The organism is Rhodoferax sp. MLSD5-FHT05B10 (assembly GCF_058793415.1).
In genome coordinates, this window is sequence record NZ_JBXAFT010000009.1 from 19139 (window position 1) to 33284 (window position 14146).

The 14146-nt window shown below is 64.4% G+C and carries 7 protein-coding genes; 5 read left to right on the top strand and 2 right to left on the bottom strand.

The window, feature by feature from the left end; all coding sequences use genetic code 11:
- Nucleotides 1–107: 107 nt before the first annotated feature.
- On the bottom strand, nucleotides 108–1013 hold the full coding sequence (locus AC1Q5W_RS14070; protein WP_492643533.1) for an AEC family transporter: 906 nt from the start codon (nucleotides 1011–1013) through the stop codon (nucleotides 108–110).
- Nucleotides 1014–1131: 118 nt separating this feature from the next.
- On the opposite strand from AC1Q5W_RS14070, the gene AC1Q5W_RS14075 reads away from it, so the two are divergent.
- The 5 genes from AC1Q5W_RS14075 (at nucleotide 1132) to xerD (ending at nucleotide 10991) form a co-directional block, all read left to right on the top strand.
- A complete protein-coding gene (locus tag AC1Q5W_RS14075; protein ID WP_492643532.1) occupies nucleotides 1132–6264 on the top strand; it encodes a PAS domain S-box protein in 5133 nt (1710 codons plus the stop codon).
- A gap of 12 nt (nucleotides 6265–6276) precedes the next feature.
- Complete coding sequence (locus AC1Q5W_RS14080) at nucleotides 6277–7440, top strand: response regulator (protein WP_492643531.1); 1164 nt, start codon at nucleotides 6277–6279, stop codon at nucleotides 7438–7440.
- Between the two features lie 21 nt (nucleotides 7441–7461).
- Nucleotides 7462–9042, top strand: a complete 1581-nt coding sequence (locus tag AC1Q5W_RS14085; protein WP_492643530.1) for an ATP-binding response regulator — start codon at nucleotides 7462–7464, stop codon at nucleotides 9040–9042.
- Between the two features lie 66 nt (nucleotides 9043–9108).
- The gene (locus tag AC1Q5W_RS14090; RefSeq protein WP_492643529.1) at nucleotides 9109–10071 is read left to right on the top strand and encodes a tripartite tricarboxylate transporter substrate binding protein BugE; all 963 of its coding nucleotides are present in this window, start codon (nucleotides 9109–9111) and stop codon (nucleotides 10069–10071) included.
- Complete coding sequence (xerD, locus tag AC1Q5W_RS14095; protein WP_492643528.1) at nucleotides 10068–10991, top strand: site-specific tyrosine recombinase XerD; 924 nt, start codon at nucleotides 10068–10070, stop codon at nucleotides 10989–10991. The genes AC1Q5W_RS14090 and xerD overlap by 4 nt, the downstream gene beginning before the upstream one ends.
- Before the next feature lie 15 nt (nucleotides 10992–11006).
- Here the strand turns inward: xerD and AC1Q5W_RS14100 are convergent, their stop codons facing one another.
- Nucleotides 11007–13967 carry a bifunctional diguanylate cyclase/phosphodiesterase gene (locus AC1Q5W_RS14100; RefSeq protein ID WP_492643527.1) on the bottom strand — a complete coding sequence of 987 codons (2961 nt, stop codon included), beginning with the start codon at nucleotides 13965–13967 and terminating at the stop codon, nucleotides 11007–11009.
- Nucleotides 13968–14146: the final 179 nt, after the last annotated feature.

Genomic DNA, 14146 nt, shown 5'->3' on the forward strand with positions numbered 1-14146 from the left:
CTGCATCGCCAGGGCGGTGCATGGAGTGAACTGTATTTGTTTGGCTGGCGAAGATAAACAGGCGTCAGCCTGATTAATTGTCTTCCGGTTGAAGACAATCCGGCGGCTTACCGCAACACGCCCAGCGCAAAGGGCAGGCTGAGCGTGCCCAGCAGGGTGGAGAGCGTGACCAGCCCCCCTACGTAGGCGCCGTCGTAGCCCATGCGGGTGGCCAGCACGTAGCAGCTGGAGGCCGTGGGCAGGGCCGAGAAGGCCAGCAGGATGGTGGTTTCCACCGCACTGAGACGAAAGAGTGTCGCCAGGCCCAGCGCCACCAGGGGCAGCGCCAGGTGGCGAATGAGCAGCAGGGCGGTGGCCAGTATCTTGGCCCGGGCCAGCGCGCCGAATTGCATGCCGGCACCGGCCGCCATCAGCCCCAGAGCCAGGGACGCAGCACCGATCCGGCTGAAGGACGGTTCCAGCCACACAGGCAGGGTAAACCCCAGCAGGTTGGCCAGCAGGCCGGACAGGGTGCCAATGATCAGGGGGTTGCGCAACAGTTCGCCTGCAAAACCGCGCTCGGCGTGGCGGGCCATGGGCCACACGGCGCCCACGTTCATCAGCGGGACGCACACGCCGATCAGCATCGCAATCAATTGCAGCCCCTGCGGCCCGGCCAGCCGGTCGGCCAGTGCCAGGCCAATGAATGAATTGAAGCGGAACGCCACCTGGGCGCTGCTGGCGTGGTCGCGCCGGTTGATCCAGCGGCCCAGCAGCGGCACGTGGGGCAGGGCGTAGGCCAGCGCAATGCCCGCCAGTCCCAGAGCCCAGCCTGCGCCCATCAGCCGCGAGGCGGCGCCCAGGTCCAGCGGGCTTTTGATGATGGAGTGGAACAGCAGGACCGGAAACAGGAAGTAGTAGACCAGCGCCTCGACCGGGCCCCAGACCGAGCGGTTCAGGGCTGTGTGGCGGCACAGCAGGTAGCCGCACAGGATGAGCGAGAAGTCGGGAAAGAGCAGCTGGACGAAGTTCACCGGGTGAGAATACCAGTGCCACGGGTGAAACTTGATCTTCCTCAGTACCCGATGCGACAGGGACTTGACGGGAAAACGGCAATGGTATCCTGCGCCAGGACGCTGAACAAGGGTGGATATGGTCGACGATTCCCTGGATGCCGTAAAAGCTGAACTCGCCGCGCTGCAGAACGAAAACCGTCTGCTGGCCGAGAAACTGGCCCTTTCCGAAGCGCAGCGGGTGCGGGCCGAGGCGACGCTGCAGGAGAGCGAGGCCTACAACAAGACCGTATTCCAGGAGGCGTCCTACCCCATCGTCATCCTCGACCCGTCCACCGGCATCGTGGACTGCAACCTGGCGGCCGTGCACATGTATGGCTACGCCTCGCGCGAAGAGGTGCTGGGCAAGATGCCGCTGGCCTTTTCGGCCCCCACCCAGTACGACGGCACCGACACCCAGACCGCCGGCGAGGCGCTGGCCCGTGCGACGCTCAAGAACGGTGTTGCCAATGCCCAGTGGCGCGCGCAACGCGGCAATGGTGAAATCTGGGACGCCGAGGTGCGCCTGATGGCCTTTGATTGCGGTGGCCGTCAGCTGCTGCGCTTCACGGTGGAAGACATCACCGAGAAGAAGCGGGTGCGCGCGGAGATGGATGCCCAGCAGCGCGAGATCCAGAAACTGCTGGAAGAGCAGCAGGTCATTTTCGAGAACGCGCCCAACGGCATGTCGTACACCGCCGACGGCATCATCCTGCGGGCCAACCGACGTCTGGCCGAGCACCTGGGCCGCACGGTGGACGAGCTGGTCGGGCAATCGGCCGCGAGCATCATGTTCACCTCGCCCGAGAGTTTCCGTGCGTTCGGCGAGGCGGTGGCGCCCTCGCTGCGTGCCGGCAAGGACGTGCACGTCGAGTGGGAGTTCGTCAAGAAGGACGGCTCCAAGCTGGAGGCGCTGGTGTCCGGGCAGGGCATTCGTCTTCCGGGTTACGAGCGGGTGGCGGTGTGGGTGTACGAAGACATTGCCGAGCGCAAGCGGCTGGAGCGTGAAACGCGCCAGAGCGAGGAGCGGCTGCGCCGGGTGCTGGAGAACAGTCCGGCCGGGGTGACGATCAGCACCGAGGACGGGCAGTCCATCTTTTCCAACCGCCGGCTGGCGGAGATGCTGGCCATCGGGCCGGAAAAAATTGGCAACCACCGCACCACCGATTACTGGCGCAACCAGGCGGACCGCGAGGCGTTTGTGGCCCAACTGCGCCGTGATGGTGCGGTGAACGATTACCAGGCTGATTTCGTCAGCATGGACGGCACGCCGCTGACGGTCCTGCTGACCTCGGTGTTGATGGATTTCACGGATGGCCGCTACCTGGTGACCTGGACCTACGACATCACGGAGCGCGAAAAGGCGGCCGAAGCGGCGCGCATTGCCAATGCCGAGCAAAGCGCGATGTTTGAAGCGGCCACCCTGGGCATTGCCTTCCTGAAGGACCGTTTCATCATCCGCAGCAACCGGCAGCTGGACCAGATGCTGGGTTACGCACCCGGCGAACAGATTGGGCAGCGCACGCGCATCTGGTACACCGACGACGCCAGTGATTCCGACGTGGGCACCGGCTACGCGCAGCTGGCCCGCGGAGAAATCCACCAGCGCGAGCAGGAGCTGGTACGCAAGGATGGTTCCCGCTTCTGGTGCCGCATGAGCGGCAGCGCCATCGATGCGACCGACCTGGGGCGCGGCACCGTCTGGATGCTGGAGGACGTGACGCAGGCGCGGGCGGCGGCCACCGAACGCCAGGTGGCCGAGGAACGGCTGGCGCAAAGCGAACAGCGCCTCAACCTGGCCCTGTACGGTGCCAACCTCGGCCTGTGGGACTGGTACCTGGACGCCGGGGGCGTCATCACCCATGTGATCATCAACGACATCTGGGCCGAGATGCTGGGCTACACCAAGCAGGAGCTGGACAGCCGCTACCCGACCCACCACGCGTGCTGGTCCAGCCTGGTGCACCCCGAAGACCTGGAACAGGCCAATGAATGCCTGCGCCGCTTCCTGAACAACGAAGACGCCCAGTACCGCTCGGAATACCGGATGCAAACCAAGTCGGGTGACTGGAAGTGGATTCTCGACATCGGCCACGCGGCGGAGCGCGATGGCAACGGCCTGCCGCAGCGGGTGGTGGGCATCCACCAGGACATCACCGAACGCAAGATGGCCGAGGCGACGCTGCGGGACAGCGAGGCCTACAACAAGATGCTGTTCCAGGAGTCGTCCCGCCCCATTGTCATTCTCGATCCGGCGGTGGGCATCATCGACTGCAACGTGGCGGCGGTTCGCATGTACGGCTACGCCTCGCGCGACGACGTACTGGGCAAGATGCCGCTGGAATTTTCGGCGCCGACGCAATACGACGGCACCGACAGCGTAACGGCGGGCGACCAGTTCCGCCGCACGGTCTCCAAGCAGGGGATCACCACGTTTGAATGGCGAGCCCAGCGTGCCAACGGCGAAATCTGGGATGCCGAAGTGCATCTGATGGCGTTCAACTACGGCGGCAAGCGCCTGCTGCAGTTCACGGTCGACGACATCACCGAGCGGCGCCGGGCGCGCCAGGAAATTGAATGCCAGCAGGCGGAGATCAAGAAGCTGCTGGAAGAGCAGCAGGCCATTTTCGAGAATGCCCCCAACGGCATCGTCTATACGGCGGACGGCATCATTCTGCGGGCCAACAAGCGCATTGCCGAGCACATTGGCCGCACCGTGGACGAACTGGTCGGGCAGCCGGGGGCCATCATGTTCGAGTCGGCGCAGAACTACCAGGCCTTCGGTGAAATCGTCGGTCCCCTGCTGGGGGCCGGACGGGATGCCCATGTGGAGTGGGACTTCCAGCGCAAGGACGGCTCCAAGTTCGAGGCCATGGTGTCGGGGCAGGGGGTACGCATTCCGGGTTATGACCGGGTGGCGGTATGGGTGTACGAAGACATCGCGGAACGCAAGGCCGCGGAGAAAGCCACACTGGAGGCGCGCCGTGTCGCCGAGGAGGCGACCAAGGCCAAGAGCGATTTTCTGGCCAACATGAGCCACGAGATCCGCACGCCCATGAACGCCATCATCGGCATGTCTCATTTGGCTCTGCAAACGGCGCTCGACAAGCAGCAGCGCAACTACATCGAAAAGGTGAACCGGGCATCGGAGAACCTGCTGGGCATCATCAACGACATCCTTGATTTCTCCAAGATCGAAGCCGGCAAGATGACGATGGAGAAGATCGACTTCCGGCTGGAGGATGTCATGGACAACCTGGCCAACCTGGTGGGCATCAAGGCTGAGGACAAGGGACTGGAGCTGCTCTTCAACGCGGGTACCAACATTCCCACCGCGCTGGTGGGCGACCCGCTGCGGCTGGGCCAGGTGCTGGTGAATCTGGGCAACAACGCCGTCAAGTTCACGGAGAGCGGGGAAATCGTGGTCGGCATCGAGAAGGTGGACGACAGCGCGGGCGAGATTGAACTGCACTTCTGGGTGAAGGACTCCGGCATCGGCATGACACCGGAGCAATGCGCAAAGATGTTCCAGTCGTTCAGCCAGGCGGACAGTTCGACCACCCGCAAATATGGCGGCACCGGACTGGGGCTGGCCATCTCCAAGAACCTGGTCGAGCAGATGCAGGGGCGCATCTGGGTGGAGAGCACGGTGGGCCAGGGGTCCACCTTCCATTTCCAGGCCCGTTTCGGAGTCCAGGCGGAACCCATGCCACGGCGCATGCTGCACGTGGAGGAACTGCATGGCGTGCGCGTTCTGGTGGTGGATGACAACGCGTCGGCACGCGAGATCATTGCCACCATGGCGCGCGGTTTCGGCATCGCGGTGGAGGTGGCCCGCGATGGCACGCAGGCCTTGTCCCAGGTGGTCGAGGCCGAGCAGAAAGGCCGGCCGTATGACCTGGTGCTGATGGACTGGAAAATGCCGGTCATGGACGGCATTGAAACCGTCCGCCAGTTGCAGGGGGAGCATCTGGTGCATGTGCCCGCCGTGATCATGGTCACGGCGTATGGCCGCGAGGAGGCGCTGGGGTCGGCCGAGCAGCGCGGCGTGGTGCTGAAGTCCGTGCTGACCAAGCCGGTCATGGCGTCAACGTTGCTGGAGGCCATTGGCGAGGCGCTGGACAAGGGGGTTGTGACGGAGAGCCGTGCCGCGACGAAGGCCGACAACCACAGCGCGGCCATGGCCCGGCTTGCCGGCGCCCGGCTGCTGCTGGTTGAGGACAACGAGATGAACCAGGAGCTGGCGCTCGAATTGCTGCGGATGGCGGGTGTGCAGGCCGTGGTCGCCTGCAACGGCCAGGAAGCGCTTGACGTGCTGGCGCACGACATCCGTTTTGACGGCGTGCTGATGGACTGCCAGATGCCGGTGATGGACGGTTACACCGCAACACGGGAAATTCGCAAGAACCCGGCACTGAATGCGCTGCCCATCATCGCCATGACGGCCAACGCCATGGCGGGCGACCGCGAGAAAGTCATAGCGGCAGGCATGCAGGACCACATTGCCAAGCCCCTCAATGTGGGTGAAATGTTTGCCACCATTGCCAAGTGGGTTCAGCCGACCGTGGTGGCAGACCGCGTACCAGGTGGCCCCGTCGCCGTGCGGACGAAGACGGGAAGTGCTGCGGATCTTCCGGCGGTCTTGCCCGGCATTGACATTGCGGCGGGGCTCGCCCGAACCATGGGCGACGAGAAGTTCTACCGCTCCATGCTGGTCATGTTCCACGATTGCCAGTGCGATTTTGGCGCCAGCTTCCGCGCCGCCCGCAGCGGTGCTGATGCCACGGCACCGGAGCGCCTGGCGCACACGCTCAAAGGGTCTGCAGGCACGATTTGCGCCTGGAGTCTGTATGCCGTGGCAGGTGAACTGGAGCAGGCGTGCCGCGAGGGCGCAGCAGACGCGCAGGTGGCCCAGCTGCTGGACAGGACCCTGGCCGAACTGGGGCCGGTGGTGGAGGGGCTGGCGGCGATGGGGACAGACCCTGCGCGTGCGCCAGGGGCCGCCGCAGGCGGGACGGCGGTGGACCCGGCGCAGGTGCGTGCCGTGACGGAGCAGCTGGATGCCTTGCTTTCCTACGGCGACTCCACGGTGGGTGACGTGCTGGACGAGCACGCTGCGCTACTGGCCGCCGCATACCCGGACCACTACCGCCGGATTGACAACGCCGTGAAGGCGTTTGACTTTGACGAAGCCCTGGCGCAGCTCAGGGCGGCTGTCGCCGTCGCCACTTGAGGACTCCATGGCATGACTACCACCGATCTTTCAGGCAAAGCCACCGTCATGGTGGTGGATGACACACCCGACAACCTGGCCCTGATGAGCGTTCTCCTGCGGGACCACTACACCGTGCGGGTGGCCAACAGCGGGGAGCGTGCGCTCAGGCTCGCCGAAAGCAACCCGCCTGACCTGATCCTGCTTGACGTCATGATGCCGGGAATGAATGGCTACGAGGTGTGCCAGCGCCTCAAGGCCACGGCGGGGACGCGGGACATTCCGGTGATCTTCCTCACGGCGAAAGCGGAAATGGAGGACGAGCGCAAAGGCCTCGAACTGGGGGCGGTGGACTACATCACCAAGCCGGTGAGCTCGCCGATTGTCATGGCGCGGGTCAAGACCCATCTGGCGCTGAAGGCGTCTGCCGACTTCCTGCGGGACCAGAACGACTACCTGGAGCAGGAGGTTGCCAAGCGTACGCGTGAGGTTGCCGCCATCCAGGATGTGACCATCCAGGCGATGGCGTCCCTGGCCGAAACACGGGACAGCGACACCGGAAACCACATTCGCCGTACCCAGCATTACGTTCAGGCGCTGGCGGAAAAATTGCGTGACCACCCGCGCTTCTCGGACTTTCTGACGGAACGGACCATCTCGGTGCTGTTCAAGTCGGCCCCGTTGCATGACATCGGCAAGGTCGGCATCCCGGACCGCATCCTGCTGAAGCCGGGCCGCTTTGAGCCGCAAGAGTTCGAGATCATGAAGACGCACACCACGCTGGGCCGCAATGCCATTGAGTGCGCCGAGCGCTCGCTGGGAACCGACGTGGAGTTTCTGCGCATGGCCAAGGAAATTGCGCTGTCGCACCATGAGAAATGGGACGGCACCGGGTACCCGCAGGGACTGTGCGGCGATGCCATACCGATCTCGGCGCGCCTGATGGCGCTGGCCGACGTGTACGACGCGCTCATCAGCCGGCGTGTCTACAAGGACGGCATGCCGCACGAGAAGGCGGTTCAAATCATCCACAGCGGCAGGGCGTCGCATTTCGATCCCGACATCGTCGACGCCTTCATGGCCCTGCAGGAGGTCTTCCGGGCGACCGCCATGCGTTTTGCCGACAGCGATGGTGACATGGCCCAAAAAGAGGCGTATGGAGCGGTTGCGGTGGTCGAGCCCATCGCCGCCGAGTAATCAGGTCGCAGGAATGAATCCATGAAATTTCCCAAGCAATCCGTGTTCATGGTGGTCGATGATTTCGAAATCATGCGCAAAGTGACGGCGTCCCAGTTGCGTGCATTGGGTGTGGACGAGGTGGTTACCGCCAACAATGGCGCCGAGGCCTTGCGGATGCTGCAAAAGCGGCGCGTTGACATGGTGCTCTCGGACTGGAACATGCCGAACATGTCGGGCCTGGAGCTGCTCAAGGCCGTACGTTCCGACGCCAGGCTCTATGGCGTTCCCTTTGTCATGATCACGGCCGAGGCCGAGCGCGAGCGCGTGGCGGAGGCCATTGCCTGCGGTGTCAGCGACCTGCTGCTCAAGCCCTACACGGCCGAGCGTCTGGCCAGGCGGGTGGAAAAGGCACTGGCCTGGAAGCCCCGCAAGATGTTTGGCGCAGCCGATGCGGCACCCGACGCATCCCCCGTGGGCACGGCTGCGGGTGGTGTGGTTCCGCCGGCCAAGGCATTGCGTCCGCCCACCATCCTGGTGGTTGACGATACTCCCGACAACCTGCACCTGCTCTCGCACCTGTTCCAGGACGCCTACCGCGTGCGCATTGCCAACAACGGCGCGAAGGCGCTGGAGATCTGCTGCTCCGATGATCCGCCTGACCTGGTCCTGCTGGACATCATGATGCCGGATATGGACGGGTTTGAGGTGGCGCGGCGCATGCGCGAGCACCCGGTCGCCGAGACCATTCCCGTCATTTTCGTCACCGGCATGACGGGCGAGGAAGCGCGCCTGAAGGGGCTGGAGCTGGGGGCGGTGGATTTTGTCAGCAAGCCCATCGATCCGGAAGTGCTCAAGTTGCGGGTGCGCAATTTCATGCGCTACGTGGAGTTGCGCAAGCAACTGCAGGCCGACTACGACGGCATGATGGACGCGGCCCGTCTGCGCGAGGATGTGGAGCAGATCACCCGCCACGACATGAAGGGGCCGCTGGCAGGCATCATTGGCCTGGTGCAGACGCTGGTCGAAGATGAATCCATGGGCCGCGACAAGCTGACCGAACAGCTGCGCATGGTGGAGGAGACGGCCCTGCAGGTGCTGGACATGAGCAACCTCTCGTCCGAGCTGTTCAAGATCGAGACCGGCCGCTTCACCCTGGATGCCAAGCCCGTGAAGCTGGGCGACATCCTGCGGCGCATCGCTGAAATATCGCAGGCTGCGTTTGCGGACAAGCACCTGGCCCTGACCGTGAATGCCGAGCCCGCAGCGGGTGGTACTTCGCCGCTGGCTACAGGCGACGCCATGCTGTGTTACTCGTTGTTCCAGAACCTGATCAAGAATGCCTGCGAAGCCGCACCGCCGAACGGTACGGTGTCGGTGACGCTGGTGGACGGCGATCCGCTGCAGGTTGTGATCGTGAACACCGGCGCCGTGCCGGCGGATATCCGGGGACGCTTCTTCGACAAGTTCGTGACCCGGGGCAAGCAGGGGGGAACCGGGCTGGGGACCTATTCCGCCAAGCTGTTGGCCGAGGCCCAGGCGGGTCAAATCGTGCTGGATGTCTCGGACGACGCCAACACGACGTCCATTACGGTCGCGTTGCCGCGGGCAGTGGTCGCCTGACCGGTGCCGGGTTACCATGCACCCTGGTTCCAGGGTCCGTACCTCTTACGCAGGAGAATCGCCACCATGTATCGCCGTACGCTTGTCACGTTGGGTATCGCTACCCTTGCCGGTGCCGCGCTGGCCCAGGGCTATCCCAACCGGGTTATCAAGTTGCAGGTTCCCTTCGCACCCGGAGGCACCACCGACATCATTGCGCGGGTGATTGCAGACCCGCTGGGAAAAGTGCTGGGCCAGAGTGTGATTGTGGAAAACAAGGCCGGCGGCGGTGGCGTGGTGGGCGCCAACGAGACGGCCAAGGCCGCGCCCGACGGCTATGCGCTGGGCATGGCCACCGTGTCCACCGTGGCGGCCAACCCGGCCATCAACCCCCGCAACCCCTACAGCCCGTTGACCGACTTTACGCCCGTCATCAACGTGGCGGCCACGCCCAACGTGATTGCGGTGCATCCCAGCTTCCCGGCCAAGGATTACAAAAGCTTCCTGGCAGAGTTGAACAGCCATCCGGGGAAATACTCGTATGCGACTTCGGGCACGGGAGGCATTGGCCATTTGCAGACCGAGCTGTTCAAGAGCCTGACGGGTGTTTTCATCACCCATATCCCGTACCGGGGTGCCGGCCCGGCGCTGAACGACACCGTGGCGGGCCAAGTGCCCATGATCTTCGACAACATGCCGTCTGCCATGCCCTTCATCCAGGCCCACAAGCTGGTCCCCATCGTGGTGGCGGCGCCGCAGCGCTTGTCCCAGTTGCCCCAGGTGCCCACGTTCAAGGAGGTAGGGCTGGAGCCCGCCAACCGCATGGCGTTCTACGGCATCTACGGTCCCAAGGGCATGCCCAAGGATGTGGTGGACAAGATCAACGCCGGCGTGCGCAAGGTACTGGAAGACCCCGCGGTGCGCAAACGTATTGAAGACACGGGCTCCCTGATCGTGGGCAACACCCCGGAGCAGTTTGCGGCCCAGATCAAGGCCGAGTACGAGGTCTACAAGAAGGTGGTGGAGTCCGCCAAGCTGCGGCTGGAATGACGCGGTTGCATGCGGCCGGTGGCGCCAGTCTGGCGGATATTGACGCCTTCATCGATGCCCTCTGGCTGGAGGAAGGGCTGTCGAAGAACACCCTGGCGGCGTACCGGCGCGACCTGGCGGTGTACGCCAACTGGCTGGCGCAGCGGTCGCGCACCCTGTTGCAGACCCGCGAGCCGGACCTGCAGGCCTATTTTTCCGACCGCCACAGCACCACCAAGGCAACGACTGCCAATCGCCGGCTGACGGTGTTCAAGCGCTACTTCCGCTGGGCCCTGCGCGAGCACTTGGTGGACGCCGACCCCACCCTGCAGCTGCAGTCGGCCAAGCAGGCGTTGCGGGTGCCCAAGACCCTGACCGAGGCGCAGGTGGAAGCCCTGTTGGCGGCACCCGATACCGCCACGGCGCTGGGCGTGCGTGACCGCACCATGCTGGAACTGATGTATGCCAGCGGTTTGCGGGTGAGCGAGTTGGTGACGCTCAAGACTTTCAACCTGGGCCTGAACGACAACGTGCTGCGCGTGATGGGCAAGGGGAGCAAGGAGCGGCTGGTGCCCTTTGGCGAGGTGGCCAGCGTCTGGCTGCGCCAGTACCTGGGCGGGCCCCGGGCCGAGCTGCTGGCCGGCAAGCAGACCGATGACCTGTTCGTGACCGTGCGGGGTGCCAACCCGGGCAGCGCCATGTCGCGCGTGATGTTCTGGATGGTGGTGAAGAAATACGCCCTGGCGGCACACATCCGGGCGCCGCTGTCACCGCATACGCTGCGCCATGCCTTTGCCACGCACCTGCTCAACCACGGAGCCGATCTGCGGGCCGTGCAGATGCTGCTGGGGCACGCCGACATTTCCACCACCACCATCTATACCCATGTGGCTCGCGAGCGCCTGGCGGCACTGCATGCGCAGCACCACCCGCGTGGCTGAGCCCGGCGGTCCCGGTCAGCCCGCGTGCATGTACCGGTCGAAATCGGCCAGTGGCATGGGGCGGCCAAACAGGTAGCCCTGGTAGGCGTCACAGCCTTGCTGGGCCAGAAAATCCTGCTGCGCCGCCGTTTCCACGCCCTCGGCAATCACGGTCAGGCCCAGGCTGTGGCCCAGGGCAATGACCGTACGCGCAATGGACGCGTCGTTGAGGTCGGTCATCAGATCGCGCACAAAGGACTGGTCGATTTTGAGCTGGTCCAGGGGCAGGCGCTTGAGGTAGGACAGGGACGAATAGCCGGTTCCGAAGTCGTCCAGCGAGAACCCGACCCCGTGTTCGCGTAGCGCAGTCATCTTGGCGATGGTGTCTTCGACGTCGTTGACCAGCAGACTTTCGGTGAGTTCCAGCTTCAGCCGGTGCGGGTTGGCGCCTGTATAGCTGAGCAGGTCCAGCACATACGGCACGAAATCCTGCTGTCGGAACTGGCGCGCACTGACATTGACGGCCAGTGTGAGGTGCTGCATGCGCTCCTGCCGGGCCCATGCGGCCAGTTGGGAACAGGCCGTTTCCATGACCCAGTTGCCCAAGGGCAGAATCAGGCCGGTGTCCTCGGCCAAGCCAATGAATTCCATCGGCGAGACCATGCCCCGCATGGGGTGCGGCCAGCGCAGCAGGGCTTCGGCGCCGATGGCCTGGCCACTGCGGTTGATCTGGGGCTGGTAGTACAGCAGGAACTGCGCCTTGAGAATGCCCTGGCGGATATCGGACTCCAGCGCCGCCCGTGCCGTGACCACGGCCTGCATGGCGGGATCGAAGAAGCGCAGGGTGTTGCGCCCTGCAGACTTGGCCTGGTACATGGCCAGGTCAGCCTGCTTGAGCAACTCGTCGGTGCTTTCCTGGTTGCCGCTGTATAGCGTGATGCCGATGCTGGGCGTGATGTGGTACTCCAGCCCCGCCAGGCGGTAGGGCAGGTTGATGGTTGCCAGAATCTTCTCGCCCACCACTTCGGCGTGGGCGGCCGCCTCTTCCCGGCTGGTGCTGAGCTCTTCGAGCATGACCACGAATTCGTCGCCACCGAGCCGGGCCACGGTGTCGCCCTGGCGCATGCATGCCGTCAACCGCTGTGCCACCTGCTGCAGCAACCGGTCTCCCATGTCGTGACCGAGAGTGTCGTTGAGGGTCTTGAAATTGTCCAGGTCGATGAACTGCAGGGCGCCGTGGCGCCCGCTGCGGCTGCTGACCGCCAGTGCCTGGCGCAGACGATCCAGCAGCAGTCTGCGGTTGGGCAGGCCGGTCAGCGGGTCGTAAAAAGCGAGCTTGTTGATCTCTTCTTCGGTGACCTTGCGCTGGGTGATGTCCGTGAAGCTGTTGACATAGTGGGTGATTGCGCCGTGTTCGTCCTTGACGGCGGTGATGGTGCGCCAGTCGGGGTAGATTTCCCCATTTTTCCGCCGGTTCCAGACCTCTCCGTGCCAGACCCCGGTTGCGTGGACGCTGGCCCACATGCTGGCGTAGAACGCGGCGTCGTGGCGCCCGGAGTTGAGGAAGTTCAGGCTTCTGCCGCTGGCTTCGTCGGGGCCATAGCCGGTGATGGCGGTGAAAGCCGGATTGACACGCAGAATGACCTTGTTGGTGCCGGTGATGGCCATGCCTTCCTGGGAGTTGAATGCGGTGGCGGCCACCCGCAATTCGGATTCCGTCTGCTTGCGTTGCGTGATGTTGCGCGAGAGCAGGATGAAACGGGGCTCTGCGCCGGATTCGTTGACCTTGCGGGCCACGGATATTTCGAACCAGAGGGTGCCCTGGGGCAGCTGCAGGAAAAACTCCTGCTGGTCGACATGACCGTGCTGCGCGGCCTCCTGCAGCGCCGACATCACGGCATGGGCGGCATCCGCCGGCAGGACGTCGGACACTTTCTTGCCCACCAGAAAATTGGCACGCGGGACGTTTTCCTCCACGCGCGGCGCATGGAAGTCGTGGCAGGTGCCATCAAGCCCGATTTCCACCATGAGGTCAGGAATGGCGTCCAGCGTGGCCTGCAGCTTGTTTTGCGAGGCGGCAATGGCGCGGGTGCGTTCGGCGATCAGGGCCTCCTGGCCTTTTTCGTGCGCCTTCAGGTCGAGCATCAGCTTGGCGGTGTAGGCCACGGTCAGGCTGAAGACCAGTCCGAGCACTATCTGGAGGGCCAGCGTGCGGGTGTCGCGCCAGCCGCCAATGGGGGCCACGCTCAGCGTCCATTGCCCGTTGGGCAAGGACAGGGACTGTTCGACCGGAGCGTCCAGTTCGGCGGGGGTCGAAGCCAGAATGACCTGCCGGACGCCCGTATCCGGGGCGGTGCGCCACAAGGCGTAGTGCAGTCCGTGTTCCTGCAACTGGTTGATCCGCACGGCCGACAGCGCCTGCGGAAACCGGATGACGGCATAGGTGAGCCCCCAGAAGACCGGCTTGCCTTCAGCATCGTCCAGAAAGATGGGCAGGCGGCCGACCACACCCTGTCCACCCTGCACCAGGTTGACCGGGCCGGCCAGCGTGAGCCGGCCGGTCTCTATGGCCTTTCGGGTTTCCGTGCCCTGAATGGGGTCTTGCAGGGTGTTGAAACCGATGGACTTTTCATTGCCGGACAGGGGAACCACCCGCTGGATGATGCCGCCGGGCGCCAGGCCCAGAACCGAGACGCCCGGGTACAGGCGCAGCATTTCCGAGGCCAGGCTCTCGAAGTCCGGTACCTGGCCCTTGCCCTGGCGCACCAGAGCGGACAGCGCGTAGGTCACCGACAGAGCCCGGTCCATGGCTGTCTGGATGGCGTTGGCGTGGTCGTTGGCCAGCGCGGCGATGCGCAGCCGCTTCTCGCGCTCGGTCCGCTGCTCCTGCTTCCAGATCAGGGCGCTGGACACCAGCGCAGCGACCAGAAACACCGCAATCGCCACCACCGTGGGATAGCTGAAGCGGGGTTCTGGTGGGGAGTCCCGGTGGGTCATGGGTTGGGCGGGGGTAGGCGTCGTGGCAGATGGATGGTGCTGACTTTATTCGGGCACAGCCACGCCGCGGCCTCCTGTGCCAGGCGGCCCGGGGCTTGGCGGTGCCAAAGCCGTCGGCATATTTACGCATGAAATATGCCGCATCCTTCCATAAACACTGCGTTGGCAGCTATATTATT

What these genes read in the sequence shown, in the direction of transcription:
- AC1Q5W_RS14090 (WP_492643529.1), top strand. Translation starts at nt 9,109, where the DNA reads ATGTATCGCCGTACGCTTGTCACGTTGGGTATCGCTACCCTTGCCGGT.
- AC1Q5W_RS14100 (WP_492643527.1), bottom strand. Translation starts at nt 13,967, where the DNA reads ATGACCCACCGGGACTCCCCACCAGAACCCCGCTTCAGCTATCCCACG.
- AC1Q5W_RS14080 (WP_492643531.1), top strand. Translation starts at nt 6,277, where the DNA reads ATGACTACCACCGATCTTTCAGGCAAAGCCACCGTCATGGTGGTGGAT.
- AC1Q5W_RS14085 (WP_492643530.1), top strand. Translation starts at nt 7,462, where the DNA reads ATGAAATTTCCCAAGCAATCCGTGTTCATGGTGGTCGATGATTTCGAA.
- AC1Q5W_RS14075 (WP_492643532.1), top strand. Translation starts at nt 1,132, where the DNA reads ATGGTCGACGATTCCCTGGATGCCGTAAAAGCTGAACTCGCCGCGCTG.
- xerD (WP_492643528.1), top strand. Translation starts at nt 10,068, where the DNA reads ATGACGCGGTTGCATGCGGCCGGTGGCGCCAGTCTGGCGGATATTGAC.